This is a genomic window from Mycolicibacterium pyrenivorans, from assembly GCF_025821625.1.
GTDB lineage: Bacteria > Actinomycetota > Actinomycetes > Mycobacteriales > Mycobacteriaceae > Mycobacterium > Mycobacterium pyrenivorans.
In genome coordinates, this window is the sequence record NZ_JACKSH010000287.1 from 23,145 (window position 1) to 50,117 (window position 26,973).

The 26,973-nt window shown below is 61.9% G+C and carries 22 protein-coding genes; 15 read left to right on the top strand and 7 right to left on the bottom strand.

The annotated features are described in order from the left end of the window. Positions 1-4: 4 nt before the first annotated feature. From H7I57_RS31535 to H7I57_RS31560, 6 genes are all read right to left on the bottom strand, one after another. Positions 5-565: a TetR/AcrR family transcriptional regulator gene (locus H7I57_RS31535; protein WP_264028424.1), complete on the bottom strand. Its 561-nt coding sequence runs from the start codon at positions 563-565 to the stop codon at positions 5-7. A gap of 211 nt (positions 566-776) precedes the next feature. Beyond that, entirely contained in the window at positions 777-2,330 is a 1,554-nt protein-coding gene (locus tag H7I57_RS31540; protein ID WP_264028425.1) for an acyl-CoA synthetase, read from the bottom strand. Between the two features lie 26 nt (positions 2,331-2,356). After that, complete coding sequence (locus H7I57_RS31545) at positions 2,357-3,511, bottom strand: acyl-CoA dehydrogenase family protein (protein WP_264028426.1); 1,155 nt, start codon at positions 3,509-3,511, stop codon at positions 2,357-2,359. 54 nt (positions 3,512-3,565) lie between these two features. Next, positions 3,566-5,599: an ATP-binding protein gene (locus H7I57_RS31550; RefSeq protein ID WP_264028427.1), complete on the bottom strand. Its 2,034-nt coding sequence runs from the start codon at positions 5,597-5,599 to the stop codon at positions 3,566-3,568. 5 nt (positions 5,600-5,604) lie between these two features. Next, the gene (locus tag H7I57_RS31555; protein ID WP_264028428.1) at positions 5,605-7,206 is read right to left on the bottom strand and encodes an acyl-CoA carboxylase subunit beta; all 1,602 of its coding nucleotides are present in this window, start codon (positions 7,204-7,206) and stop codon (positions 5,605-5,607) included. A gap of 343 nt (positions 7,207-7,549) precedes the next feature. Further along, on the bottom strand, positions 7,550-8,224 hold the full coding sequence (locus H7I57_RS31560; RefSeq protein ID WP_264028429.1) for a TetR/AcrR family transcriptional regulator: 675 nt from the start codon (positions 8,222-8,224) through the stop codon (positions 7,550-7,552). Between the two features lie 68 nt (positions 8,225-8,292). Here H7I57_RS31560 and H7I57_RS31565 point away from each other — a divergent pair, with 68 nt between their 5' ends. Next, on the top strand, positions 8,293-9,162 hold the full coding sequence (locus H7I57_RS31565; protein WP_264028430.1) for a metal-dependent hydrolase: 870 nt from the start codon (positions 8,293-8,295) through the stop codon (positions 9,160-9,162). 183 nt (positions 9,163-9,345) lie between these two features. Here H7I57_RS31565 and H7I57_RS31570 read toward each other — a convergent pair whose 3' ends face one another. Next, complete coding sequence (locus H7I57_RS31570; protein WP_464489672.1) at positions 9,346-9,978, bottom strand: TetR/AcrR family transcriptional regulator; 633 nt, start codon at positions 9,976-9,978, stop codon at positions 9,346-9,348. Positions 9,979-10,106: 128 nt separating this feature from the next. Here H7I57_RS31570 and H7I57_RS31575 point away from each other — a divergent pair, with 128 nt between their 5' ends. The 14 genes from H7I57_RS31575 (at position 10,107) to H7I57_RS31640 (ending at position 26,811) form a co-directional block, all read left to right on the top strand. Next, on the top strand, positions 10,107-10,961 hold the full coding sequence (locus H7I57_RS31575) for an SDR family NAD(P)-dependent oxidoreductase (protein WP_264028431.1): 855 nt from the start codon (positions 10,107-10,109) through the stop codon (positions 10,959-10,961). A 13-nt stretch (positions 10,962-10,974) separates the two neighbouring features. After that, positions 10,975-11,898: a ferritin-like domain-containing protein gene (locus tag H7I57_RS31580; protein ID WP_264028432.1), complete on the top strand. Its 924-nt coding sequence runs from the start codon at positions 10,975-10,977 to the stop codon at positions 11,896-11,898. Continuing rightward, a complete protein-coding gene (locus H7I57_RS31585; protein ID WP_264028433.1) occupies positions 11,895-13,388 on the top strand; it encodes a flavin-containing monooxygenase in 1,494 nt (497 codons plus the stop codon). The genes H7I57_RS31580 and H7I57_RS31585 overlap by 4 nt, the downstream gene beginning before the upstream one ends. Positions 13,389-13,432: 44 nt before the next feature. Continuing rightward, positions 13,433-14,950 carry a flavin-containing monooxygenase gene (locus H7I57_RS31590; RefSeq protein WP_264028434.1) on the top strand — a complete coding sequence of 506 codons (1,518 nt, stop codon included), beginning with the start codon at positions 13,433-13,435 and terminating at the stop codon, positions 14,948-14,950. After that, on the top strand, positions 14,947-15,912 hold the full coding sequence (locus H7I57_RS31595; RefSeq protein ID WP_264028435.1) for an alpha/beta hydrolase: 966 nt from the start codon (positions 14,947-14,949) through the stop codon (positions 15,910-15,912). The genes H7I57_RS31590 and H7I57_RS31595 overlap by 4 nt, the downstream gene beginning before the upstream one ends. Positions 15,913-15,988: 76 nt before the next feature. Then, positions 15,989-17,518: a flavin-containing monooxygenase gene (locus H7I57_RS31600; RefSeq protein WP_011856019.1), complete on the top strand. Its 1,530-nt coding sequence runs from the start codon at positions 15,989-15,991 to the stop codon at positions 17,516-17,518. 115 nt (positions 17,519-17,633) lie between these two features. After that, the gene (locus H7I57_RS31605) at positions 17,634-19,091 is read left to right on the top strand and encodes a cytochrome P450 (protein ID WP_264028443.1); all 1,458 of its coding nucleotides are present in this window, start codon (positions 17,634-17,636) and stop codon (positions 19,089-19,091) included. Beyond that, complete coding sequence (locus tag H7I57_RS31610) at positions 19,088-19,741, top strand: transglutaminase-like domain-containing protein (protein WP_264028436.1); 654 nt, start codon at positions 19,088-19,090, stop codon at positions 19,739-19,741. Before H7I57_RS31605 ends, H7I57_RS31610 begins: the two co-directional genes overlap by 4 nt. Positions 19,742-19,767: 26 nt before the next feature. After that, positions 19,768-21,387, top strand: coding sequence for a fatty acid--CoA ligase (locus H7I57_RS31615; protein ID WP_264028444.1), 1,620 nt, complete (start codon positions 19,768-19,770; stop codon positions 21,385-21,387). A 38-nt stretch (positions 21,388-21,425) separates the two neighbouring features. Next, a complete protein-coding gene (locus H7I57_RS31620) occupies positions 21,426-22,571 on the top strand; it encodes an acyl-CoA dehydrogenase family protein (RefSeq protein WP_264028437.1) in 1,146 nt (381 codons plus the stop codon). Between the two features lie 49 nt (positions 22,572-22,620). Next, positions 22,621-23,679: a BtrH N-terminal domain-containing protein gene (locus H7I57_RS31625; protein WP_264028438.1), complete on the top strand. Its 1,059-nt coding sequence runs from the start codon at positions 22,621-22,623 to the stop codon at positions 23,677-23,679. Between the two features lie 93 nt (positions 23,680-23,772). Beyond that, positions 23,773-24,183 carry an SCP2 sterol-binding domain-containing protein gene (locus H7I57_RS31630; protein ID WP_264028439.1) on the top strand — a complete coding sequence of 137 codons (411 nt, stop codon included), beginning with the start codon at positions 23,773-23,775 and terminating at the stop codon, positions 24,181-24,183. 155 nt (positions 24,184-24,338) lie between these two features. Further along, positions 24,339-25,445, top strand: a complete 1,107-nt coding sequence (locus H7I57_RS31635; protein WP_264028440.1) for an NDMA-dependent alcohol dehydrogenase — start codon at positions 24,339-24,341, stop codon at positions 25,443-25,445. Between the two features lie 166 nt (positions 25,446-25,611). Next, positions 25,612-26,811 carry an acyl-CoA dehydrogenase family protein gene (locus H7I57_RS31640; RefSeq protein WP_264028441.1) on the top strand — a complete coding sequence of 400 codons (1,200 nt, stop codon included), beginning with the start codon at positions 25,612-25,614 and terminating at the stop codon, positions 26,809-26,811. Positions 26,812-26,973 lie beyond the last annotated feature (162 nt).

Below are 26,973 nucleotides of genomic sequence, written 5' to 3' on the forward strand. Positions count from 1 at the left end.
CCGGTCACGGCGCGCCGCTGAACAGTGCCGCAACGGCCGCGGCGGCCAGCATCGCCTCAATCGTCGCGTCGTCCAGCGACGCCGGCATGTACGCGGACGCGTTGAGCAATGACAGCACGGCGGCGACCAGGCCCTGTGCGCGCTCACGGTCCAGATCGCCCCGTGCTCGTACGAGCGCGTCGACCCAGAAAGACTCGTAGCTGTGCTGTCGGCGTCGCAGGGCACGGGTCGCCAGCGGCGACAGCGAGCGGTGCTCGCGGGCGTACACGGCCAACAGACCGCGTCGTCGCGCGCCGAAGGCCGCGTGTAGGTCGACAAGGGCGTGCAGGACCTCCGTCGGTGTGCCGGCGGTGGTGGCACGCCGGGCGCCGGCCAGCAGCTCAGTCATGGCGGCGTCGCATAACTCGCGCAGGATCGCGTCCTTGTTCTGAAAGTGCCGGTAGACGGCCGGCCCGCTCACCCCTGCTGCGGCACCGATGTCGTCGATGCCCACGGCGTGAAAGCCTTGCCGCGCGAACAGGTCGGCGGCGGCCTCGAGGAGCAGTTTGCGGCGCAAACCGGCCACTTTCTGTCCTCCTGTCAATTTGTGGTTACGTTGTTCGCCGTCCGATCCGCTGGGCTGGGATCCTACCGACGCTGGCGTTGCCTGCGTCGGCACCCGCGCACCACATCGAGGGAGGTGAACGAAACCGCTAGCCCCCCGGATGCTGTCGCATCCTCTTCTCAGTTCATGATTTAGGGGCTCTGCTTCGAACCCGCGATTGCAGCGGCACGACTCAGCGCAAAACGACTCCGCCCTCGATGCCCGTGAACTGCGCGCGCAGCTCGGTCTTGAGCAGCTTGCCAGTGGCGTTGCGCGGCAGTTCGGCGACGAAGTGCACGTCACGCGGACACTTGAAGTGCGCCAGCCGCTCCCGGCACCACGCCACGATCTCCTCGGCGCTCGGTGCCTGTGTTGCCGGGTCGGCGACGACGATCGCGACGACGCGTTCGCCCCACTTTGAGTCCTTGCCGCCGATCACGGCGGCGTCGAGTACCGCCGGGTGGCGGAAGAGAACTTGCTCGACCTCGATCGGGTAGACGTTCTCGCCGCCGGAGATGATCATGTCCTTCTTGCGGTCGACGAGGGTGATGAAGCCCTCGGCGTCCATGCGCCCGAGGTCGCCCGTGTGGAACCAGCCCCCGCGTAACGCCTCGGCGCTCGCCTCGGCCTTCATCCAGTAGCCGGTGAACACATTCGGGCCGCGCACGATCAGTTCGCCCACGGTGTCGGTCGCGACGTCGCGGTCGTCGTCGTCGACGATGCGGGCGTCGACATGCATTGCGACGCGGCCGATCGACCCGGCCCGGTTGCTGATGTTCTCGGCGTCGAGGACGGTCACCAGGGGAGCGGTCTCGGTCATGCCGAAGCCCTCGGTGAAGGGCACGCCTCGCTCGCGCATGAAGTCGATGACCGTTAGGGGGACGGGCGACCCGCCGCCCATGGCGAAACGCAGCGCAGACAGGTTGAAGGAGTCGAAGTCGGACACCTGTGTGAGAGCGGTCCACATGGCCGGCACCATGAACTGAACCGTGACGTGGTGGTCGGCCATCGCCTGCAGCGTAGCTCGCGGCTCGAAGGACGGCATTATGACGCTGGTGCCGCCGACGTAGAGCAGCGGCAGGGTGTGTACTCCCAGCCCGCCGATGTGGAACATCGGCGCCACCGCGACGGTGACGTCCGCGCCCCGCAGGCCGATGTCGGTGCCGAGGACGTTGATCGCGTTCCATAGCAGGTTGTCGTGGGTGAGGATCGCGCCCTTGGGTCGGCCCGTCGTCCCCGACGTGTACATGATGAACGCGGGGTCGCGGCCGTCGACGTCACCGTTGAGCGGTTCGGGCGCGGCGCCCGAGACGGCGTCTTCGTAGCCGAGCTCGCCCGGCGCCGGCACCCCACCGGCGCGCACGACATGGCGCACGCGGACTCCGGACTCAGTGACGGCGCTCCTGGCCTGCGCGGCCAACGGCCCGTGGAAGACCAGAACATCGGCGCCTGAGTCGGCCAGGATGTAGCCGATCTCGGGTCCGGCAAGGCGCACGTTGAGCGGAACTGCAAGTGCGCCCATTTTGGCGCAGCCCAGCAGCACCTCGATGAACTCGGTCGAATTGACCAGCAGCATCGCGACCCGATCGCCCCTGCGCACGCCGAGGGCGATGAGTGCGGCGGCGACCTGGTTGGTGCGCCGATCGAGGTCGGCGTAGGTGATGTGCGCGCCGTTGCTGATCAACGCGGTGCGCCCGCCGTTGAGGAAGGCGCGCCGGGTCACCCACTGACCGATGCCGAGTTGCATTCGATTCCCTTTCATTCCGCGGCGACTCAGTAGGACGCGGGCAGTTTCAGGCTGTGCTGCGCCACGAAGTTGAGGATCATTTCGCGGCTGATCGGCGCGGTGCGCATGAGCCGGGCCGGACCCCACAACGTGGCGAGGCCGTACTCGGTGGCCATGCCGTTGCCGCCGTGGGTCTGAATCGCCTGGTCGAGCGCCAGGATGCCCGCCTCGGCTGCGGCATATTTCGCCATGTTCGACGCCTCACCCGACCCCGGATCGCCGGCGTCGTGCAGGGAGGCGGCACGCTGAGTCATCAACCGGGCCAGCTCAACCTGGATCTTGGCGTGGGCGAGCGGGTGCGATACGCCCTGGTGCGAGCCGATCGGCGCTCCCCACACGTGGCGGTTGCGGGCGTAATCGGCGGCTTTATCCAGCGCGTAGCGACCGATGCCGTTGCCGAGCGCCGCCCCCATGATTCGCTCCGGGTTCAGGCCCACGAAGACCTGGCGCAGGCCCTCGTTCTCCGCGCCGATAAGGTTGGCGGCCGGCACGCGGACGTCATCGAAGAATAGAGTGAACTGCTTCTCTGGAGTGACCGCCTGCACCGGGATGAGTGACTTGGTTAGCCCGGGGACATCGGTGGGCACGACGAGCAAGCTGAGTAGTCCGCGACCACTGTCGTTGGTAGACGTTCGGGTGACGACCAGGATCGCTTCGGCTTCGTCGACGCCAGAAATGTAGTACTTGGTGCCGTTGATGACCCAGTCGTCACCGTCGCGTTTCGCGGTCGTGGAGATGTTGTGCGAGTTCGAGCCCGCGTCCGGCTCGGTGATCGCGAAGGCCATGATCGTCTCGCCGCTGGCGATGCCCGGCAGCCACTGCTGCTTGAGTTCCTCACTGCCGAATGCCTGGATGATCGTGCCGCAGATGGTCGGCGAGACGACGGTCATCAGCAGCGGGCAGCCCGCCGCGGCGAGCTCCTCACCGACGATCTGCATGTCGTAGATTCCGCCGCCGCCGCCGCCGTACTGCTCGGAAAGGTTCACCCCGAGGAAGCCCTGTTTGCCCACGGCCTGCCACAGCTCGGTGCTCTTCCCGCCGGCCAGCGACTTTTCCAGGTAGTACTCGTGTCCGAAGTCCTTGGCGATCTCGGCGACCGCCTTGCGCAGGTCCTGACGTTCCTCGGTCTCGTGCAATTCCATGACACTCCTCACATCGGTATCGACGCGCCACCGATCGGGAGCGCGCCGGCTTCATTAGAGCTCCGTGGCGTCCGACGCCACTTCACCGCCGTCCACCGCCTCGACCACGGCGAGGACGTCACCGCTCGAGACCTGATGGCCGACCTGGACCGGCAGGGCGCTCAGCACCCCGTCAATCGGGCTCGCGACGGTGTGCTCCATCTTCATCGCCTCCAGGACGACGAGGGTTTGGCCCGTCGAGACCGTCTCGCCCTCGGCGACCGGCAGTCGGACCACCGAACCCGGCATCGGCGCGGTGAGCGACCCGGGCGGGTGCAGAGTGCTCGGGTCGACGAAGCGTGGCGCCAGCCGCAGGGCGGAGTAGCCGGCGACCGAGTCGACGTGGGCGATATCGCGGTCGAGGACTATGTCGTAGGCGCGGCGCACGCCGTTCACGCGCAGCACAACACGCTCGCTGCTGCCGGCGACAAGCTCGACGTCGGCCAACGCCTCGTCATCGACGCGCAGGCAGGTGTCCGTCAGACGTAACGTGTACCCGACGCGCACTTCGCGCCCGTCCTGGGTCTGCCATGTCGTGGTCTGCGATTGCGATGAGTTGTTGCGCCAGCCAGCGGGCAACGTGGCCTGGACCGTCGCCGCAGCACGCCGCGCGGCCACGCTGGCCACGGTCGCCGCGACGGCGTGCAGGCGCTCTGCCTGCGTGTCAAGGAGGGCAGCGCCGAGTTCGGGGACGTCGTGTCGGTCAAGGAAACCAGTGTCGGTGCCCCGCCCGGCGAACTCGTCATGGCGCAGGACGCGCACAAGCAGGTTGCGATTGGTGGTCACGCCGTGAATACGGGCGCCGGCCAGCGCCGCCGAGAGGCTGGCAAGTGCCTCGTCACGCGTTGGTGCCCACGCGATGACCTTGGCCAGCAGCGAATCGTAGTAATGACTGATCACCGAACCGGCACGAAAACCCGAGTCAACCCGCACGCCGGCGAGCGCCGGGACATCCATGGTGCGCAGGGTGCCGGTGTGAGGCCGGTAGTCGTCGGCCGGATCCTCGGCGCACAGACGGGCCTCGACCGCGTGACCGCGAATTCGCGGGTTGTGCATTTCCTCAGGCAGCGGGCGGCCCATGGCTACGAGCAGCTGGGCACGCACCAGGTCGAGGCCGGTGATCAGCTCGGTAACCGGGTGCTCGACCTGCAGCCGGGTGTTCATCTCGAGGAAGGCAAAGGAGCCGCCCTTGCCGTCCTGGCCGGCGTCGTAGACGAACTCGACCGTCCCGGCGCTCACGTAACCGACGGCGCGCGCGGCGGCGATGGCGGCTTCGCTCATCCGAGCGCGCAACGCGTCGTCGACGACCGGTGACGGCGCCTCCTCGATCACCTTCTGGTGTCGACGTTGCACGGAGCACTCGCGCTCGAACAGAGACACGACGTTTCCGTGCGTGTCGGCCATGACCTGGATCTCGACGTGGCGTGGGCGCTGGAGGTAACGCTCGAGGAAGACTGTGCCGTCGGCGAACGCGGCGGCGGCCTCACGCGAAGCGGAGGCGACCGCTTCGTCGAGCTCGTCCGGCGACGCGACAACGCGCATGCCTCGGCCACCCCCGCCGGCGCTGGCCTTGACCAGCACCGGGTAGCCGACGTCGGCGGCCAGCTTCGCCAGCTGCTCGGCCGACAGCCCCGTCGTGTCGCCACCGGGCAGCACAGGCACCCCCGCGTCGGACATCATCTTCTTGGCCTGCAGCTTCGAGCCCATCGCGTCGATCGCCTCGGGCGGCGGACCGATGAAGACGAGGTCGGCGGCGGCACAGGCACGCGCGAACCCGGCGTTTTCCGAAAGGAAGCCGTAGCCGGGGTGTACTGCGTCCGCGCCGGTGAGCGTGGCAGCGGCGATGATCCGGTGGATATCGAGGTAGGTCTCGGCGGCAGACGAGCCGGGAAGGTGCACGGCCTCGTCGGCGTCGGCGACGTGCCACGCGTCGGCGTCGGCGTCGGAATGGACCGCCACGGTGGCGATCCCGAGGTCGCGGCAACTGCGGAACACCCGCCGCGCGATCTCGCCACGGTTGGCGACCAGGACCTTGCGGATCTTGGGCATCGCCATCACATCCGGAACACGCCGTAGCCACGCTGGCCACGGACTTCGCCGTTGTGGATCACCGACAGGCAGAACCCGAGAACGGTCCGCGTGTCGCGGGGATCGATGATCCCGTCGTCGTACAGGCGGCCGCTGTTGGCCAGTGCGACGGATTCGCGCTCGATCTGTTCCTCGACGGCGGCGCGCATCTGGGCGTCGGCCTCCTCGTTGAAGGGCAGCCCGCGGTCGGCGGCGGACTCGCGCGCCACGATGGACAGCACTCCGGCCAGTTGCGCCGGACCCATCACGGCCGACTTCGAGTTAGGCCAAGCGAAGAGGAAACGCGGCGAGTACGACCGCCCGCACATGCCGTAGTTCCCGGCGCCGTAGGACGCACCCATGGTGATGGTCACATGCGGAACTGTGCTGTTGGACACGGCGTTGATCATCTTGGCGCCGTCCTTGATGATGCCGCCCTGCTCGTACTCGGCACCGACCATGAAACCGGTGGTGTTCTGCAGGAAGATGAGGGGGGTGTCGATCTGATTCGCCAGTTGGATGAACTGCGAACCCTTCTCAGCCTCCTCACTGAACAGGATGCCCCGTGCGTTGGCGAGGATGCCGACCGGGAAGCCGTGGATCGCGGCCCAGCCGGTGACGAGTGACGTGCCGTAGAGAGGTTTGAACTCGTCGAAGGCCGAGCCGTCGACCACTCGGGCGATGACGTCGCGGGGGTCGAAGGGCACCTTCGGATCAACCGACGCGATGCCGAGCAGCTGATCGGGGTCGTGCACCGGCGGGTGCGGCGGCGTGGTGGGTCCGGGGCCGTTCTTCCGCCAGTTGAGCCGCGCCATGATGCGACGGCCGATGCGGATCGCATCCTGCTCGTCCTCGGCCATGTAATCGGCCAGCCCCGAGGTGCGGGCGTGCATCTCGGCGCCGCCGAGCGACTCGTCATCGGAGACCTCGCCCGTGGCCATCTTGACCAGCGGCGGACCCCCGAGGAACACCTTGGAACGGTTGCGAACCATCACGACGTAGTCGCACATGCCCGGGACGTACGCACCTCCCGCGGTCGAGTTGCCGAAGACCAAGGCCAGTGTCGGCAGCCCCGCTGCGCTGTGCTGTGTCAAGTCGTGGAACAGCTGTCCGCCGGGCACGAAGATCTCTGCCTGTGTGGGTAGGTCGGCGCCGCCAGACTCGACGATGTTGATGATGGGCAGTCGGTTCTCCCGCGCGATGGCCATGCCGCGGAACACCTTGCGGAAGGTATAGGGGTTCGATGCGCCGCCGCGGACGGTGGGGTCGTGGGCGATGATCATCGACTCGATGCCCTCGACCACGCCGATGCCTACCACCACGCTACCGCCGACCGGGAACTTACTGCCCCAGGCGGCAAAGGGGCATAGTTCGAGGAACGCCGTGTCGGGGTCGAGCATCAGCTCGATGCGCTCGCGGACAAGCAGCTTGCCCCGCTTACGGTGGCGCGCAACGTATTTCGCGCCGCCGCCGCCGTTGACCAGCGCCAGTTGCTCCGCGATGGTGTCGAGTTGCGCGCTCAGTCCTTCGCGGTTCTTGAGATAGCCGGGCGCGGTGTCGTCGACCCGATCGGGCAGGACCTGTACCAAAGTTTTCCCTCCGGGCGAGCATCGACGTCGATCTGCTAGGCGCTGATGTTAGCCGCAATTAACATCAGGTGACAACGGCGGCAGGCCGGGCGTCAGATTTGTTTCCCGCGCCGCGATTCCGTCGAATCGCGATGGACGAAGCGGTGCGCTTCGCTGCAGATCGAGCGATCGAAATAGACTGCGGGCGCGACGGCACACAGGGCCCTTGCGAGGTCGTATCGAGTTCCTCGTCCGGCGCGTGTGGTCTACGGTCGCGATCTCGGGTGAACGCCAGCAGTGATTGTCAGCGTCGCGCCATGCGCCTCAGCCAACCGAGCCTGCAGAACGCCGGGTCGCTCAGAATCTATCGGTTCTCGTCAACTGCGGCCGGCCGCGGAGCGGCCTGATCAGGTGCCTGCCCGAGGGTATACAGCCCGAGACTGCCGAGGAAACCCGCACCGTGCTCGATAAGCATTTCAGTCGAGAGGTTCAGTTGTCCGTCTATCCAGCGACGGAGTATCTCGAACAGGCCCCCGACACCGTAGGTAGCGGCGAGATCTGCGACTTGAAGCACATCGCTGGGTATATCGAGGTGCAAACGGGCCTCTCTGAGGACCAGCTCCGCAAAATCGGTCATCAGTTCGCTTCGCAGTTGCCGAAGAAGGGGTTCCGCGCCCGATTCGACAAACAGTATGCGGGCCATGCTGGGATCGTTCTCGATCACCTGAACCAGGGCCTTGATCGGAGCGTAAGCGAGTTCTTGAGGCGCAACCGTGTCGTCCGGAATGGCGCTGGTTATCACCGCTTGGAAGGTGGCGGAGATCTTGGCAAATACCGCGCGCAAGAGCGCGTCTCGGTCGCGAAACTGCTGGTAGAAGTACCGGCTCGTCACTCCTGACTTCGCACACACGGCGGTCACGGTGCACGCGGCAGTTCCGTGGGTGCCCATGATTGAGACTGCGGCATCAATCAACATCACGCGGCGCTGCGCATCGCGTTGAGCTGCGGACAGCCCGCCATAAACACGTGCTGGACTCATGTCCTACAGTTTGGCAGTCTTATCTGACAAGGTGTAAAGTCAGATACAACTTCGAGGAAGGACCTCAAATGTCGGAAGATCAAGCCCCGGCCAGGACCCGCGTGCTGCCAAAACCCAGGCGTGTTCGTTTTCCGATGCCGACCTCCACGCAGCGGCAACATTTTGTCGATGGCGACCTGGTGATGAGCCATTTCATCTCGGTGCTTTCTGCGACGTTCCCGGAAGGCGAGGATTTCTTCATCCGCTCGGTCAGGAACTTCCAGAGTTCCATCGACGATCCCCAATTGGAGACAGCGGTCAAGGGTTTCATCGGACAAGAGGCCACACATCGACACCAGCATCGTCTCCTCAACGAGCGACTCCAGGTCATGGGGTATCCGACCGCGCGAATCGACCGTCATGTCGCACGCCTGATCAAGCGATTGGAACGGCGCTTTTCGCCGGAAATGCGGCTGTCCATGACCTCCGCGTTGGAGCACTACACCGCTACGCTGGCAGAAATCATTCTTACCAGCGAAGACGCCCAGAAGCTCATCGGACAGACAGAGGTTCGACCGATTCTGCTGTGGCATGCCTTCGAGGAGTCGGAGCACAAAGCGGTTGCCTTCGACGTCTATCGGCTCGTGGGAGGAACCGAGCGCACCCGTGTACGGGGCATGCGGATCGCTTCAGTAATTCTGTTCGGCGAACTCATTCTGCAGACTGCCCTGTCCATAACCGCTGACAAAGCCTCGTATAACCCGGTCACGTTGGTGCGCAGTCTGTACCGCTTCAGTCGCACCCCGATGTTCACCGCCGATGCGCTGCGGCGATTCCGTTCCTACAACCGCCCGGGTTTCCATCCTGATGATTGGGACAGCGCCGCGGTCCTGGAGCGTTGGAGCAAAGAACTGTTCGACCAAAACGGTTCACAGAGAGTTATCGCTCAGTCGGGATAGCAAAGGTACGGAAGTTCGGCGACGCAGGAGCATCGTTCCTGCGTCGCCGCTTTCGAACAGGGCGCGACGCGTCGGTCGACTCACGGATTCGGTGCTAGGTGGCCGGTGAAGGCGGCGGTCGGGCCCGCAAATGCAGTTCGCAGCGATCGCCACGGGGCTGGCTGGCCCTGTCGTGAGCCTCGATCAGTCGCTGACGACATAGCGTTGAGCCAGGGTTTCAGCAAGTCTGCTGGTGTGCGCGACCACTTCTTTCTCGGTCACCGCAAGCAAACCCGAGTGCCAGGCGGTGATGACTTCGACGAACCCCCCGACGGCGATCAGGGTGTCCATGCGAAGGGCTATCTCGTCGGCATCTTGTCGGAGGTGTGGCCGGCTTGCCTCAACGACCAACTGTGTTGCTTCCTGTAGCGCCACGGCGCGGCGGTCTTGTATCGGTGAGCTACCTACATGCTGAGCGAGGAGGATGCGCGCCCGGCCGGGATCGCGTGCGATCCGGCCGACTACGATGGTGATCGCCGCGGTGATGGTTTCGATCGGCGGCCGATTCGCACGTTCGGTGAAGAGCGCAGCGACCTCGCCGAGCATGTCATCGCGGACGCCATCCCAGGCAGCAACGAGCAGCTCATCGCGCGTCTTGAAGTCCTCGTAGAAGTATCGATCGTTCAGCCCTGTGCGGGCGCATACGCCGCGCATAGTGACTGCGGCCCAACCGCTCTCACTCCAAATCTCGGTTGCGGCCTCGATCAATTGCTGCCGTCGCTCGGCACGACGCTCGGCCCCGGTCCGACCACCCCAGCGCTTGTTTCTCGACCGCACCTCTCCATCTTGACAAAGCCCTCGGTCCACGACAAAACTGGTGGCATGCGACACCAATGGTGGCTGGTGCCCCCAGATGAGAGTTCCCCCACAGCAGACGTCAATGTCGCGACCCGAAAGGCAGACGAATGAGATTGCTGCCATTCGGCGGCGCACCAGGCAGAACGCACCGCGCCGACGCAGTCGTCACGGGCGCAGGAAGCGGTATCGGCCGCGCATTCGCCGTGGAGCTTGCGCGCCGAGGCGGACGCGTGGTGTGCGCCGACAGAGATCCTGTCACTGCAAAAGAGTCGGCAGAGTTGGTGAGGCAGGCTGGCGGCGAGGGCTTAGACATCGCATGCGATGTCACCGATCTTGAGCAGGTCCGCAACCTCGCTGATGTGAGCGAAGACTGGTTCGGGAAGGCTGCGAGCCTCGTCATCAACAACGCCGGAATCGGTGCGGGCGGCAACCGCATCGGCGCGACGTCGATCGAGGACTGGAACGCGGCGATTTCTGTCAACCTCTGGGGCGTTATCTACGGCTGCGAGACTTTCGTGCCTCGGCTCCGGAGCAATGGGCATGGCGGAGTCATCAATGTGGCGTCCGCAGCGAGCTTCGGCTCGGCCCCTCGGATGGCGGCATACAACGTGAGCAAGGCCGGAGTGCTCGCTCTATCGGAGACACTGGCGGCCGAACTGAGCGGTACTGACGTCAACGTCACAGTGCTTTGCCCCACCTTCGTGAAGACGAACATCGCCAACAATCCTCAAATCGACGAGGCGGCTGCAAGGCTCGCGACCAACCTGATGAAATGGACCGGCATTTCGCCACAGCACGTTGCTCGAACGACGTTGAACGCGCACGATCGCGGACAAATTTATGTAGTACCCCAACTCGATGCCAAAGTCTTGTGGCGACTCAAGAGAGCCCTACCCGGTCCTTTTACACGCACGCTGGGCCTCGTGGAGCGCATGGCCTCATGGAACGATTCAGCCGAGTAGAGGAGTAGGGAAAATGGCTTTCGCATACAGCGACATGCTCGAGACAATCAAAAACAAGCAATGGGCTCTCGCCGATATCGATTGGGACGCCCCTGGCGCGGAACTGATCACCGATGAACAGCGTCCCAAACTCAAGCAATTCATGTCCGACGTGGTGTGGATTGAGCATGTTGGAGCACGTGCCTTCGCCGCGATGGCTCCAAAGGCGCCATTCGAAGCGCTCGGAGACATTTACCGTTACTTTCACGCCGAGGAGCAGCGTCACGCCAATGCCGAACTTGCCCTGATGCGCCGCTGGGGCATGCTCGAGGAAGGCGAGAAACCGGTCCCGAATAAGAATATTCGTCTGGTGATCGAATGGCTGGACCGTTATGCCGAAGCCCTGCCCCTGACCGTCATCGGGGCTGCGATTCCGGCACTGGAGACTGCGCTCGATGGAGCGCTGCTGAGGTTTCTCCTCGATGAGGTTGACGACCCTGTGTGCGGGGAGGTGTTCAACAATGTCAACAGCGACGAATCAAGGCATCTCGCGGTTGGCTTCCAGGTCTTGAATGACCTGGGCGCCAGCCCGATGCGAATCCACGCCATTCAAACTGCGGGTGCTCTGGTCGACCCGCGCATTCTCACCGGCGCGTTGCTGTATATCCCGCTCCTGACACGCATGTTGATGAATCTCAACGCTATGGGTCTGTCCGAGGAGAAGTTATACAATGCAGTGACGCGGTATTCCAATGTCGGCGATCGCAGTGAACATACGCGTAGGGTGCCCGGCTATCACATCTTGAAGGCGCACATGTCGTCTTCCATCAAGCGGTCCCAGCCTCTGCACTTCGTGTCTCAACGCCTTGGCAATGCGATCGATGTTTTCCCTGTTCAGATTTTCGGTCGGCCGCCATCCTGGACGGACGAACTGACCTACGAACCGGTTGCCAAATGACAGGCACCACGACGACGTTGATCGTCGGCGCCGGGTTCGCAGGTATCGGTGCGGCGATCAGACTGCTTCAGGAGGGCACGGATGACTTCGTCATCCTGGAACGGTCAGATCGCGTCGGAGGCACCTGGCGAGATAATACTTATCCCGGTGCGGCCTGCGATATTCCCTCGCTTCTGTACTCCTACTCGTTCGAGCCGAATCCGGGCTGGACTCGTACCTACTCGGGGAGCGCTGAGATCCTCGGGTACATCGACGATATGGTCGCCAAGTACGATCTTGCCCGGTTCATCCAGTTCGATACCGACGTGACTTGCTTGGAATTCGATGAGGGTGCCGGCATCTGGGTGGCCGACACGGCAGATGGAAAGCGGTATCAAGCCCGGTCAGTTGTAATGGCCAGTGGACCACTTGCCAACGCCAGCTTTCCCGATATTCGGGGTATCGACTCGTACGGTGGAAAGAAGATCCACAGCGCTCGATGGGACCATGGCTACGATCTCGGCGGTAAGAGGGTTGCAGTCATCGGGACAGGCGCGAGCGCGGTTCAGATCATTCCTGAGCTCGTGAAGTCGGCTGCGTCGGTCAAAGTCTTCCAGAGAACGCCCGGCTGGGTGTTGCCCAGGGTGAACTTCAAGCATCCGGCTTGGGCGCGTTCGACCTTCAAACGACTGCCGATGAGCGAACAAGCGCTCCGCGACGCCTGGTTCTGGACCCACGAAGTGATGGCAGTGGGTATGGTCTGGAACACCGCCGCGACATCGGCGATACAGCTGGCGGCGAAGGCTCATCTGCGTCGGCAGGTGAAAGACCCCTGGTTGAGACGTCAGTTGACTCCCCATTTCAGGCCCGGCTGCAAGCGTATGCTCATGACCAGTGATTATTACCCGGCGCTACAGGCGGATAACTGCAAACTGATCAGCTGGCCGATCGCCACGTTGTCACCGAACGGTATTCGGACCGCTGACGGTGTGGAGCACGAGGTGGACTGTATCGTGTTTGCCACTGGCTTCGATGTGGCCAAACGTGGCACCCCGTTCCCGATCAGCGGCCTCGGTGGTCGGAAGCTCGGCGATGAATGGTCTCAGGGGAGATTCGCCTTCAAGAGCGTGAGCGTGGCCGGGTATCCGAATTTGTTCTTCACTTTCGGACCGAATTCCGGGCCAGGCCACAACTCGGCGCTCGTATATATGGAGGCCGCAATTGACTATATAGTCAAGGCGATCAAGCTCCTTCAGCAAGACGACATCGGTACTTTGGATGTGAGGGAGGATCGCCAGGACCGCTATCACTCCGAAATTCAGCGCCGCCTTCAACGAACGACCTGGAATTCGGGGTGCAGCAGTTGGTATTTGACCGAGGACGGCTACAACGGCACGATGTACCCAGGTTTCGCGACCCAGTTTATGAGAGAACTATCCCACTTGGATCCTCATGATTACGTGATAACCCGGCGCGACGATACACACCTCGAGCTGACGCAATCACTCTGAATACAAATTTGCAAGGCTGACCGTCAGAACGGTGAAATACAGCAATGGATCGCAAGTCCGACCGTAATTACGAGATAATCATCATAGGAGCTGGATTTTCCGGCATCGGGTCTGGTATAAGCTTGATGAAGGCGGGATTTACCGACTTCTTGATGGTTGATGACGCCGATGGCGTAGGTGGTACGTGGCACTGGAACACCTACCCGGGTATCGCTGTCGATATACCGTCGTACAGTTATCAATTCTCATACGAAATGCGGCCCTCTTGGTCGCGCACGTACGCCCACGGCAATGAGCTCAAAGCCTATGCCGAGCGATGTGTTGAAAAGTATGGGCTCCGGGACCATATCCGTTTCGACACAACCATTACCGAGGCTTGTTTCGACGAGAACGCAACACGGTGGCGTTTGACCAGCGCCAATGGTGAGGAGTTCACGGCACGCTTCGTGATAAATTGCTCCGGCGTTCTCAGTCGGCCAAAGTGGCCTGAAATCAAGGGGGTGCGAGATTTCGCCGGCGTTACGCTCCACACGGCTAGATGGGACGATACCAAAGGTCTCAGCGGGAAGAGGGTCGCAGTAATCGGTACGGGTGCATCGGCGGTGCAACTGATACCCGAAGTCGCAAAGAAAGCGGAGAGTCTGACGGTATTTCAGCGAACTCCAATTTATTGTCTGCCGAAGCCAGACTTCCCCATACCTACGTGGGGTGGAAGGCTTCTACGTTTCCTGCCGGGGGCACAATTGGCGACCCGGACCGCGAGCCAGGCGTTCGTGGAAATTACTTTCCCAATCGCCGCTCACTTTCATACGGTGATACCGTTCGCCGATGTCATGGAGAGCGCCGCAAAGCGGTACATGCGGCGCGAGGTCCATGACCCGACGACGAGAGAACAACTTATTCCGCGCTACTCGTTGGGCTGTAAACGACCCAGCTTCCACAATTCCTATCTCGCAACGTACAACCGGTCCAACGTTTCGCTCGAGACGAGCGGCATAACCCATATCGACCATGCATCCGTCCATACTCGAGACGGCAAAGCTCATCCCATTGACGTCTTGATCCTGGCCACCGGCTTCAAAGTGATGGAGTCGGGCAACATGCCAACGTACGTGTTGAAGGGACGCGGCGGGCTGGAGCAGGCTACATGGTGGGACGAGCATCGACTGCAGGCCTTCGAAGGGGTGAGCGTCCCGGGATTTCCGAATCATTTCAACATCTTCGGCCCGTACGGCTACAACGGCTCCTCGTACTTCACGCTCATCGAGGCGCAGAGTCGGCACATCGTCCGGTGTCTTCGTCGCGCGCGGGCGTTGGGTGCTAACTGCGTGGAGGTCAAGAAGGAGGCGAACGACCGTTATTTCGCCGAAGTGCTAGGGCGGCGTCACAGACAGGTTTTCTGGCAGCCGAGCTGTTCCAATGCCAACAGCTACTACTTCGACAGGCACGGTGACGTTCCACTCCGTCCATCAACGACTCTGGAGACCTATTGGCGGAGCCGCACCTTTCGCCTCTCGGACTACCGATTCGAGAATCGGCCCGAGGAGGTGTGTCCCCGGTGACCAGAATGGATGCCCCCGACTGGCAGCCCAGTCTTGCCAGTCATCTCGTCGCGATGTCCTCGCGAACCACGCTGCGCCCACTGGCGCAGCTGATGCCATCAAACGCCTACGGACTTGCGGTGATGGATCGCGTGCTTCGAACAGCGCTCGTAGCCTCACGGCCTCGGCGCGGCGTCGCAGTGCGCAAGGTTGACACTGTATTCGCCGGAGGCCCGGTTCGTGGGGACTGGATCACCACACCTGTGATTCATCCGCATGCGAACCCATTGCTGTACATACACGGCGGTGCATACTCTATGTGTTCGCCGGATACGCACCGCGGTCTTCTCGGCGAACTCGCCTCTGCAAGCGGACGCCCCATCTTCGCAGTGAAGTATCGTCTTGCCCCGCGGTATCCATATCCCGCAGCCGCGGACGATGCGCTGAATGCGTATCGCTGGCTTACCAGCGGAGGGTCCTCGGGTTCTTGTCAGCGCACCGTCGCGGTTGCCGGAGATTCAGCGGGCGGTCAGCTCACGATGGCCACGGCCTTGGGCGCACGTGCAGTTGGATTGCCGCTCCCTGATGCGATGCTGCTGATGTCTCCCGTCCTGGATCTCAGGTGCGAACTTGCCAGAGCGCGTGAACTTCGCCGCCGGGATCCTTTTGCCTCCGCTCAATCAGCGGCGCGCGCTCTTGACCTCTACGTAGGTGGCGCAGATCGCGGAGATCCGCGCCTCAGCGTGCTTGACGCGGACCTCACCTCGATGCCGCCGATCCTCATTCAGGTGGGCGGGAGAGAAATGTTGATCGATGACTCGCGCCGTCTCGCCGAGCGACTTCAATCAGCTGGATCCCACGTCGAGATCCAAGTATACCGGGGACAGATCCATGTATTCCAGGCTATGTTCCGGATTCTTCCCGAAGCCCGAGACGCGATTCATCGAGCGGGACGCTTCCTTGAAGCCTCGGAAGTCAGGTGAAAGTGTCCGAACAGGCAATGCTCCTACACCTACACCACCTCCACCGCCGCAGCGTGAAGTCAGTCGTCTCTGCCTCATGAGCAGCAACTTCGCGACGGCCTGTCGCGCATACGATCCGTCGATCGTGATCATCGGGGCCGGCTTCGCCGGGGTTGCGATGGCCCACCGGCTGAAGAAGGACGGGTTCACGAACTTCACGATCCTGGAAAAGGCTGCAGACATCGGGGGTGTTTGGCGTGACAACACCTATCCGGGAGCGGCCTGCGACGTGCCGTCAGCGTTGTACTCACTCTCGTACAAGCCCAATCCTCGTTGGTCACGGCGATATGCCGAGCAACCCGAGATACTCAAGTACCTCCAACAACTCGTGGAGAGTGGCGGACTGGCCGCGCATCTGCGTACCCAGACCGAAGTTGTCGCAATGACCTTCGATGACCAGCTAGGGCGTTGGACCCTGGTTACGAACTCGAACGAGACAATAACGTGCGATGTCGTCGTCTCGGCCGTGGGTCAGCTCTCCTTGCCCCACGTACCCGTTATTGCCGACGCAGACACCTTCCAGGGGCCGCGCTTTCATTCGGCGCGTTGGGACCGATCGGTTTCGCTTCGCGGCAAGCAAGTAGCCGTCATCGGCACAGGAGCTAGTGCCATCCAATTCGTGCCACACATCGCCCAGGAGGCGGAGCATGTCACGCTATATCAGCGCACGGCTCCGTGGATCTTGCCGAAGTGGGACAGCAGGTATGGAGTCCTTCACGACAGGGTGAGCGAGTTATTGCCGATGGCGCTGCGACTCGAGCGTTTCGCGGTATGGCTAATTTTCGAGTTGCTCGCTGTGACGCTAGTCGACGCGAAGCCCCTCTCACGCGTCCTCGGTGCGATCGCGCGCCGCCACCTACATCGGCAGGTTGCTAGCCCATCTTTGCGCGAGCAATTGATGCCTTCGGACGCGCCAGGGTGCAAGCGGGTGCTGTTCTCGAATGATTACTATCCAGCAATCGCGAGTGATCGCGTGTCGTTGGTGCCGAAGGCTATCGCAGAGCTCTGCGACAACGGTGTCAAGACCGTGGATGGAGAGTTTCGTCCTGCAGATGTCGTGATCTACGGAACCGGGTTTCGCGCCACCGATTTTCTCGCCCCGATGTCCGTGCGCGGCTCTCGCGGAGTCTCCTTGGCCGAGGTGTGGAAGACCCAGGCGTACGCATATCTGGGCATCACTGTCCCCATGTTCCCGAACCTGTTCCTGCTTTATGGTCCCAACACGAATGTGGGCTCGGGGTCGATCCTTTACATGATCGAGTCACAAGTCCGTCACATCGCAACGCTCATCAAAGCCGTGGCTGCTCATCCGGGTCATGCGATCGATGTCAGGACGGAGAGCGCGCAACGCTACAACACGCGCTTGAGAAGGCGACTACGGAGGTCGGTGTGGGCGCTGTGTGCGAGCTGGTATCGAACCTCGAGCGGGGAAATCCCGACGAACTGGCCGGGGCCTACCTTGGTTTATCGACTCCTTACCCGGAAGCCGCACAGCGGCGATTACGTCTTGAGAAACGTCGGGCGTCTAAAGGTCGGAGACCCTGCAGAACCGAGCCTGGCCGACTAAGGGCACGAGACGCGCACTTAACCGCTAGGCCAATAATGTCTAGATATTGACATCAATGTCATCTTTGTAAAGACTGGTGGACGCCGTCAAAGCGGCCCAGCGTCCAGGAGGAACCATGACGAATCACCTTCTCGCACCTGCGCACCACGTGAAGCAGCGGTTGTCCTCTGTGATCATGGTCCCCGCGCCTCGCGCCGTCGACGACAGATGGCGTCGATGGAGCCGGGACTGGCCGGTTCGTGAACTGGCACCGGCACCCGCGGGCAGTGGATTGAAAGCCGTGCGCGGGGATGCCGGACTTCCCGTGGTGGGTCACACGCTCGACTACATACGATTCGGCTCGGATTTCAGTCGAGAGCGTTACGAGCGTCTGGGTTCGGTGTCGTGGATGGGCGCGTTCGGCACCAAGATGGTGGTCATCGCCGGCCCGGACGCCACTCGAGAGGCGTTCACGAGCGAAGCGAAGGCATTCTCTCAGGATGGCTGGTCCTTCCTGATCGACGCCTTCTTCCATCGCGGTTTGATGCTCATGAGCTTCGACGAGCACTTGATGCACCGGCGCATCATGCAGGAGGCGTTTACGCGTCCGCGCCTGACCGGATACGTCGAACAGGTGACCCCATGCGTTCGCTCGGCAGTGCCTGCGTGGCCGGTGGGCCCGTCGGTTCGAATCTACCCACTGTTGAAGGAACTCACCCTCGACATCGCTACCGACGTCTTTATGGGCGGCCGCGGCAAGGACGAGAGCGATGCTGTCAACAAGGCGTTCGTCGCTACGGTCCGGGCGGCGAGTTCCCTTGTGCGTGCTCCGCTTCCGGGAACCAGATTCCGCGCTGGTGTGCAAGGGCGGCGCGTCTTGGAGGACTACTTCTTCCGGCATCTGCCGGCCGCGCGAGCCGGTGAAACGGAGGATCTGTTCGCTGCTCTCTGTCAAGCCACGACCGAAGATGGGGAGCGGTTTTCCGACGAGGATGTGGTGAATCACATGATCTTCTTGATGATGGCGGCCCACGACACATCGACGATCACCACCGCAGCGGTCACCTATTTCCTTGCCAAGTATCCGCAGTGGCAGGAGGCTGCGGCTGCGGAAGCCGCGGCCATCGGTGACGGGTTGCCGGACATCGAGGCCCTGGAGAAGATGACGGTCATCGACCGCGTGATCAAGGAAGCGCTCAGACTGCTTGCACCTGTTCCGCTGGTGATGCGTAAGACGGTTCGAGATGTCGCCATCGATGGATATCACATCCCCTCGAACACGTTGTGCGCCATAACGCCTGCCGTGAATCACTTCGATCGAACGATCTGGAGTGATCCGGAGCGGTTCGATCCCTCACGTTTCGACGAGCCTCGGCGCGAAGACCAACACCACCGATTCGCCTGGGTTCCGTTCGGAGGTGGAGCGCACAAGTGCATCGGCATGCAATTCGGGACGCTCGAGGTCAAAGCAATCCTGCACAGGATGCTGCGTTCGTTCACTTGGACGGTTCCGGAGAACTATCACGTCCGATGGGACAACACCTCGCTGCCCATTCCGGTGGACGGACTTCCGTTGGAGATGAAGCGCCGATGACCGTCGACCACAGGCCCTACCTCGAACCCACGGAGTTTCTTGACTGGCAACAAGATTCGGTACGTGACTTCGTATCATCGGCGATCCGTGGTGCCCGCGGCGACACCGAGAAGGCCATCGCCATCTTCACCGCGGTCCGTGACTCCATTTGGTACGACCCCTACACGGTGACCGACAACCCACACGCGTATCGCGCCAGCACCGTCGCGACCTCAGAACGGGCCTACTGTGTCCCTAAGGCCGTGCTCTTGACTGCAGCGTGCCGAGCGGCGGGAATCCCGGCGCGGCTGGGGTTCGCCGACGTCCGAAACCACCTCCAGACCAAGACATTGCGCGAGCGGATGGGTGGTACCGACGTTTTCGTCTACCACGGCTACAGTCTCATGTTCCTCAACGGTGCGTGGGTCAAGGCCACCCCGGCGTTCAATCGCGAGCTGTGCGCACGTTTCGGTGTCTCGCCGATCGAATTCGACGGCCGTAGTGACGCGCTACTCCATGGTTTCACCGCTGACCGCACCCAGCACATGGAGTATCTGCGCGACCGGGGAGCCTACGACGATCTACCCCTAGCAGAAATCCTGCAAGCACTGAGCACGCATTACGGTTCATTCATCGACCAGCCGAACAGCCGTCCCGACCTCTTCGCCTGAAAGGGCACTACACGATGCAAAGCACAATGCAAAATGTTCCCCTCACGGTTTCGGCGATCGTTAAGCATGCGGCAGCCATACACCCTGACAGCGAGGTCGCCACTCCGACCGGAAATGGATATCGGAGAACGCCCTACCGCATTGTGCTGGCGCGAGCGGCTCGCCTTGCCAATGCGCTGCGCAGCCTTGGCATCACGGCGGACCAACGCGTGGCCACCTTCCAGTGGAGCAACCAGGAACATTTGGAGGCCTACTGTGCGATTCCCTCCATGGGCGCAGTCCTGCACACGCTCAACATTCGTTTGGCCCCAGAGCAACTCGCGTACATCGCCAACCACGCGAGCGATCAGATTGTGTTAGTCGACGCTTCGGTTGCCCCGTTGTTGGCGCGCGCGCTCCCGGCGATGGCATCGGTGCACACCGTCATCGCGACCGGGGAGGGCGACCTTGCCCCGCTACAGGGATGCGGGAAGACCGTTCTGCGTTACGAGGAAGTGCTTGCCGGCCAAGAAGAATCATTTGACTGGCCTGAGCTCGACGAGCTGTCCGCCGCGGCCATGTGTTATACGAGCGGCACCACCGGAGACCCCAAAGGCGTCGTCTACAGCCACCGTTCGACGTACCTTCACTCCCTGACCGCCTGCACAGCTAACGCTTTGTCAGTCAGCGAGGCCGACCGTGTGCTGGCCATCGTCCCCATGTTTCACGCCAATGCGTGGGGGCTTATCTACGCAGCGTTGATGTCCGGTGCGGATCTGGTACTGCCTGACCGGTATCTCCAAGCCGAACCGTTGGTGTCGATCATCGAAGACACCAGACCGACCTTGGCCGGTGCAGTGCCGACGATCTGGAACGATGTCGACCGATATCTGGATTCGCACCCTGAGCGGGACATTTCTTCGTTACGGCTGGTCGCGTGCGGGGGATCTGCTGTTCCGGTTTCCTTGATGCGGGCATTCGAAGAGAAGTACGACGTGCCCATTGTGCAGGCCTGGGGTATGACCGAAACCTCTCCGTTGGCGACCGTTGCACGTCCGGCTCACAGAGCCGACGCGACGCGACGATGGGAAATGCGCGCATCCCAGGGTCGGCCGATCTGCGGTGTCGAAATCCGGTTGCGGGATGACGACGGGAAAGACGTGCCGTGGGACGGGCAATCAGTTGGGGAAATCCAGGCGCGCGGTCCTTGGATCACTGGGTCCTATTTCGGAGACAACGATACGGAGAAGTTCGACGAGGGATGGCTGCGTACCGGTGATGTGGGCAAGATCGACGCCGAGGGCTATCTGACACTGACCGACCGCTCGAAAGACGTCATCAAGTCAGGTGGCGAATGGATCTCCTCGGTGGAGCTGGAAAACACGCTGATCGGGCACCCTGCCGTGTACGAAGCGGCGGTAGTCGGCGTCGCGGACGATAAATGGCAGGAAAGGCCGTTGGCGCTTGTCGTCGTCCACCCCGGAACCGACGTTGTCATTGACCAACTCCGATCGTTCCTTGCGGACAAAGTCGCCAAATGGTGGATTCCTGAGCGATGGAGCTTCGTGTCCGATATTCCGAGAACGAGCGTCGGAAAGTACGACAAAAAGGCCATCCGTGCCCGCCACTCTGCCGGCGAATACCTCATCGAAATCGAAACGCAATAACGTCAAGTCCCCGGAATTCCAACAGTCGGAAGGTAATCATGTCCTCCCCAATCTCTCCCTGGATGAATGCTGAATTACTCGAGCTTCGTGACCTCGCTGCGAAGTTCTTCTCGGCCGAACTGGCGCCGCATGCGCAGCGCTTTGCAGAACAGCACCACGTCGACCGAGAACTGTGGAACCGAGCAGGCGAGCTGGGCCTACTCTGCATGTCAATACCTGAGGAATATGGCGGAGGCGGGGGTACTTTCGCGCACGAGGCGGTCGTCCTCGAAGAGCAGGCCCGCATCGGCGACAGCTCGTGGGGCGCGGGATTGCACAGCGGAATCGTGGCCCACTACATCCTGCAATACGCGACTGAAGAGCTGCGTAAGCAGTGGCTCCCCAAAATGGCCTCCGGTGAAATGATCGGGGCGATAGCCATGACCGAACCGGGTACGGGTTCCGATCTCCAGAGCGTCAAGACAAAGGCCATCCTCGACGGTGACGAATATGTGATCACGGGCTCGAAGACGTTCATCACCAACGGCCAACAGGCCGACCTGATCATCGTTGTCGCCAAGACAGATCCGAGCCAGGGCGCCGCGGGTATCTCTCTGATCGCTGTCGAGGCAGACCGGTCGGGATTCCGTCGTGGCAAAGTTCTCGACAAAATCGGCCAGCGCGGCCAGGACACTTCGGAGTTGTTCTTCGATGAGGTGAGAGTTCCGCGCTCGCATCTTCTGGGCCAGGCCGAGGGACAAGGCTTTATTCAGCTGATGACGCAGCTGCCGCAAGAGCGACTCATTGTCGCGGTGGGGGCTGTCGCAGCGATGGAACTTGCCCTGGAGCAGACGCTCAAGTACACGCGTGAGCGGGAGGCGTTCGGTCGGCCTGTCTTCGGCTTTCAAAACACCAAGTTCACGCTGGCTGAAGCCGCGACCGAAACGCGCATCGCACGAGTGTTTCTCGATTACTGCATCGACCTGCACCTTTCGGGTGAACTCGACGTGCAGACCGTCGCCATGGCGAAGTGGTGGACCACTGAGCGAGCGATGAAGGTGCTCGACGACTGTATGCAGCTTCACGGCGGATATGGCTACATGACCGAGTACCCCATCTCGAGATTGTGGGTGGATCAGCGCGTGCAAAAAATCTATGCCGGCACGAACGAGGTGATGAAGGAAATCATCTCGCGTTCCCTATGACTCAGATGAGTTGCCGCCTGCACGTTAGTCATCTAGAGGAGGAGGATTGATGGCATCGATGGTGGTGCCGTATCGCCACGACATGGGCGGCCATTGCGGATCGGGGGCTCTTCGGGATTTGACCGAATGGGCCGGGATCCGTTGGGGTGATGACACCCCGGACGAAGGTATCGTGTTTGCTCTCGGCGGGGCCCTCGACTTCTCGTATGTTCGCTCGGCGCACCTACGTCCACCGATCTACCTCGTTGGACGCAGCGCGGACCTCGAAGACGAATACTTGACCCGGTTGGGCGCGCGCTTCGAGTGTCGTTCGACAGACGACCCCGATCTCGGGTGGAAATGGGTGACCGAACAGATCGATGCCGGTACGCCGGTCATGGTGTGGACTGACATCGCCGAATTGCCCTATCTGAGAACGCATCTGAGTATGAGCCGGCACGACGTCGTGATCGTGGGGTACGACGACGACAAGGAACTCGCGTTCGTGGTCGACAACGATCGCGATACACCTCAAGCGGTGCCGTACGAGAATTTACGGAAGGCGCGAGCATCGACGGGATTTCCCGTCCCCACGCGGCACACCACCTACGCGGTCGAGTGGCCCGGCGCGGCACCAGATCTCGGCAATGCTGCCCGGTCGGCCTTCCGTAGGTCCGCGGACGCGATGCAGGGTTCGTTTGTGAGCGCGCCGATCACCGAGGGCTCCGATTGTGAAATTCAGGTGCGTGGATTATCAGGGGTATCGACCTTTGTGGAGGACCTCAAGCGGTGGCCGGAGATCTTTGACGACGACACCCTCGACGGTGCCTTGTTTGCGCTGAGCGCCTTCATCGAAAAGGCTGGAACCGGAGGCGGTCTGTTCCGAGATCTGCAGGCACGTGGATGTCGGCGCATCGCTGAAGAGTTGAGTTTCGAACCTGCGTTCCGAGCAGCGGAGGCTGCGAAGACCGCATCTGAGTTGTGGACCGCTGTTGCGCACACCGCTTACGAACGCGGTGCAGATCCGCGCCGGCGAGCGAGTGGCGCCGCATCCCTCGCTGCGCAGTTGCCGCGAGCCGAACGTCGACTCGCGCAGGCGCTGAGGGAGGCAGGGAATTTACTCCTATGAGTCCTGATTGCCTGCGGAGGAAATCAAACTGGTTGCGACCCAACGGATTTCTTTGTGAGTGCTTGGATTGCGTCAACAGAATGGAGATTCACGATGGCTGTCTTCGCTGATGCGGAAGAGGTTTACCGCTACCTCGCTGGCATCTTTCGACGAGGTTTGGAGAACGAAGACCTTGCGAACAGACTTGCCGGGTCCGGGGTGGTGTTGCGGATCCACTACACCGATCCGGATGCGGTAGTAACCGTGGATATGCCGAAGAAGGTGATAGAGACTGGTGCGGACAGTGGCGTTACACCGAATGTCGAATTGTTCATGTCCGCGGATACCGGCAACAGGTTCTGGTTGGGGAAGGTGAACTTGACCATGGCGATGGCCAAAGGAACGGTACGAGCGAAAGGTCCTGTCACGAAACTGATCAAGCTCATACCGCAGGCCAAAAACCTTTTTCCAGAATATCGGGCAATCCTTGAGGCCGACAAGCGTCACGACCTGCTCAATGTGTGATGTCAGTCCGGTACGAGACCGGGCGCGGGCGAGCGGCCGCCGCGGCCCCTGGGCGACGTGCCCGGAGATCATCCACGACAGTTCGCGGTATCGCCGTGCGCGGTCGGGATAACTACTTCAGAAGCGTCATTAGATAGAAAAGAAGGGACTTAAGCATGAAGACACGTGCCGCTGTTTTGTGGGGCTTGGAGCAGAAGTGGGAGGTCGAAGAAGTCGAGTTGGATCCGCCAGGTCCCGGGGAGGTCCTCGTGCGCCTCGCGGCCACCGGCTTGTGCCATTCCGACGAACATCTGGTGACCGGCGACCTCCCGATCCCATTGCCGGTAGTGGGGGGTCATGAGGGTGCTGGCACAGTCGTGGAGTGCGGTGAAGGGGTTGAGGAACTGTCCGAAGGTGATTCTGTCATCTTGACCTTCCTTCCCTCGTGTGGGCGCTGCTCGTACTGCGCGCGCGGCATGGGCAATCTCTGTGAGTTGGGAGCGGCGCTCATGATGGGACCGCAGATCGACGGCACCTATCGCTTTCACGCACGAGGCGAGGACGTCGGGCAGATGTGTTTGCTCGGAACGTTTTCCGAGTACACAGTGGTGCCGAAGGCGTCCGTGGTCAAGATTGACGGCGGGATCCCCCTGGATCGGGCAGCCTTGATCGGCTGCGGCGTCACGACCGGTTACGGATCTGCGGTGCGGACTGGGGAGGTGCGCGCCGGGGACACCGTCGTGGTAGTCGGAGCGGGGGGAATCGGAATGAATGCGATTCAGGGCGCGCGAATCGCGGGAGCGTTAGCGATTGTGGCGGTCGATCCGGTGAAGTTCAAGCGGGAGCAAGCGAGCGGGTTCGGTGCGACGCACACCGCGGCCTCGATGGATGAAGCTTGGTCGTTGGTCAGCGATATGACGCTGGGCAAGCTGGCTGATGTCTGCATCCTCACCACCGATGTGGCTGAGGCCTCCTACACCGCGGAAGCGCTGGCCTTGGTCGGAAAGCGGGGGCGCGTCGTGGTCACGGCCATCGGGCACCCCGACGACTCATCGATCTCAGGATCATTGCTTGAAATGACGCTGTACGAGAAGCAGATTCGCGGCGCTTTGTATGGCTCATCCAATGCGCCGCACGATATTCCGCGACTGGTCGAGCTGTACTCCGCTGGGTTGTTGAAGCTCGATGAGTTGGTCACCCGCGAATACTCCCTCGACCAAATCAACGAGGGCTACCAGGATATGCGTTCAGGAAAAAACATCCGAGGGCTCGTCCGGTTCTGAAGAGAACCATGCTCCACTGCTTGTGTTCATGTCCTTGCGCCGCTGCAGATTACACGCCGCCGGACCGCTTAGGCTGCCGCGCGTCGCGTCCTCCCTTCCTGTCTGAGGACGGCAAGCATCAGACTCCTTGTAATCAATCATCCATCAAATTCTCCCGGAGGCTGAGATGACGGACGCTGGCACGACCATGACAAGCGAGGATGGGGCAGCTCGTTTCGTTGTCGCCCCGGAGGTGTGGACCACGCCGGAGCGACGAGCGCTGAGTCAGATGGCGCGGTCTTTCGTCGAACGTGAAATCGCGCCGAAGCTAGCGCAATGGGAGCAGGTGGGTGAGATTCCGCGCGACCTGCACCTCAATGCTGCCGAGGTGGGGCTTCTCGGAATCGGGTTCCCAGAAGAAGTCGGCGGCAGCGGCGGCAATGCGATTGACTCTGCGCTGGTCACTGAGGCCATCCTGGCCGCAGGCGGGTCCACTGGCGTCTGCGCCGCCTTGTTCACCCATGGCATTGCCCTTCCCCACATTGCCGCCAATGGCTCCGACGCCCTGATTGAACGATATGTCCGTCCTACGCTCGCAGGAAGGATGATCGGCTCGCTGGGCGTTACCGAGCCTGGGGCAGGCTCAGATGTCGCGAATCTGCGCACACGCGCGGTGCGCGACGGGGACACCTACGTGGTCAACGGAGCAAAGACATTCATCACCAGCGGAGTTCGAGCGGACTTCGTTACTACGGCGGTACGCACCGGCGGACCGGGTTACGGTGGAGTTTCATTGCTTGTGATCGACAAGAATTCGCCTGGATTCGAAGTGTCCCGCCGGTTAGACAAGATGGGGTGGCGATGTAGCGACACCGCCGAGTTGTCTTTCGTCGACGTTCGCGTACCGGCTGACAACCTGGTGGGGGCAGAGAACAGCGGGTTTTTGCAGATCATGCAGCAATTTCAGGCTGAACGGCTCGGCATCGCCGGCCAGGCGTACGCGACGGCGGGTCGGGCTCTCGATCTTGCCAAGAGTTGGGCGCGGGAACGTGAAACGTTCGGTAGACCCTTGACGGGGCGCCAGATCATTCGCCATAAGCTTGCGGAGATGGCTCGACAGGTCGACGTGGCGTGCACCTACACCCGTGCGGTCATGCAGAGGTGGCTAGCGGGGGAGGATGTCGTTGCCGAGGTGTCGATGGCCAAGAACACCGCTGTGTATGCGTGCGACTACGTGGTCAATGAGGCGGTTCAGATCTTCGGTGGGATGGGCTACATGCGTGAGTCTGAGATCGAGAGACACTATCGAGATTGCCGAATTCTCGGAATAGGCGGCGGCACCAACGAAATCATGAACGAGATCATCGCCAAGCGCATCGGACTCTAGTTCTTGATATCAGTAAAGAAAGTTCTCACATCGCAGGTGAGCGGCGGTCAGGCGGGCGTTGGTCGTGTGGTTCCCCCGAAATCGTGGAGGGTTTCCTATGCCGCTTCCGGCTTGGTCTTGGATTCCCTGATCTCGTAGTTGACGGGCGATAGCCCGTCTGCG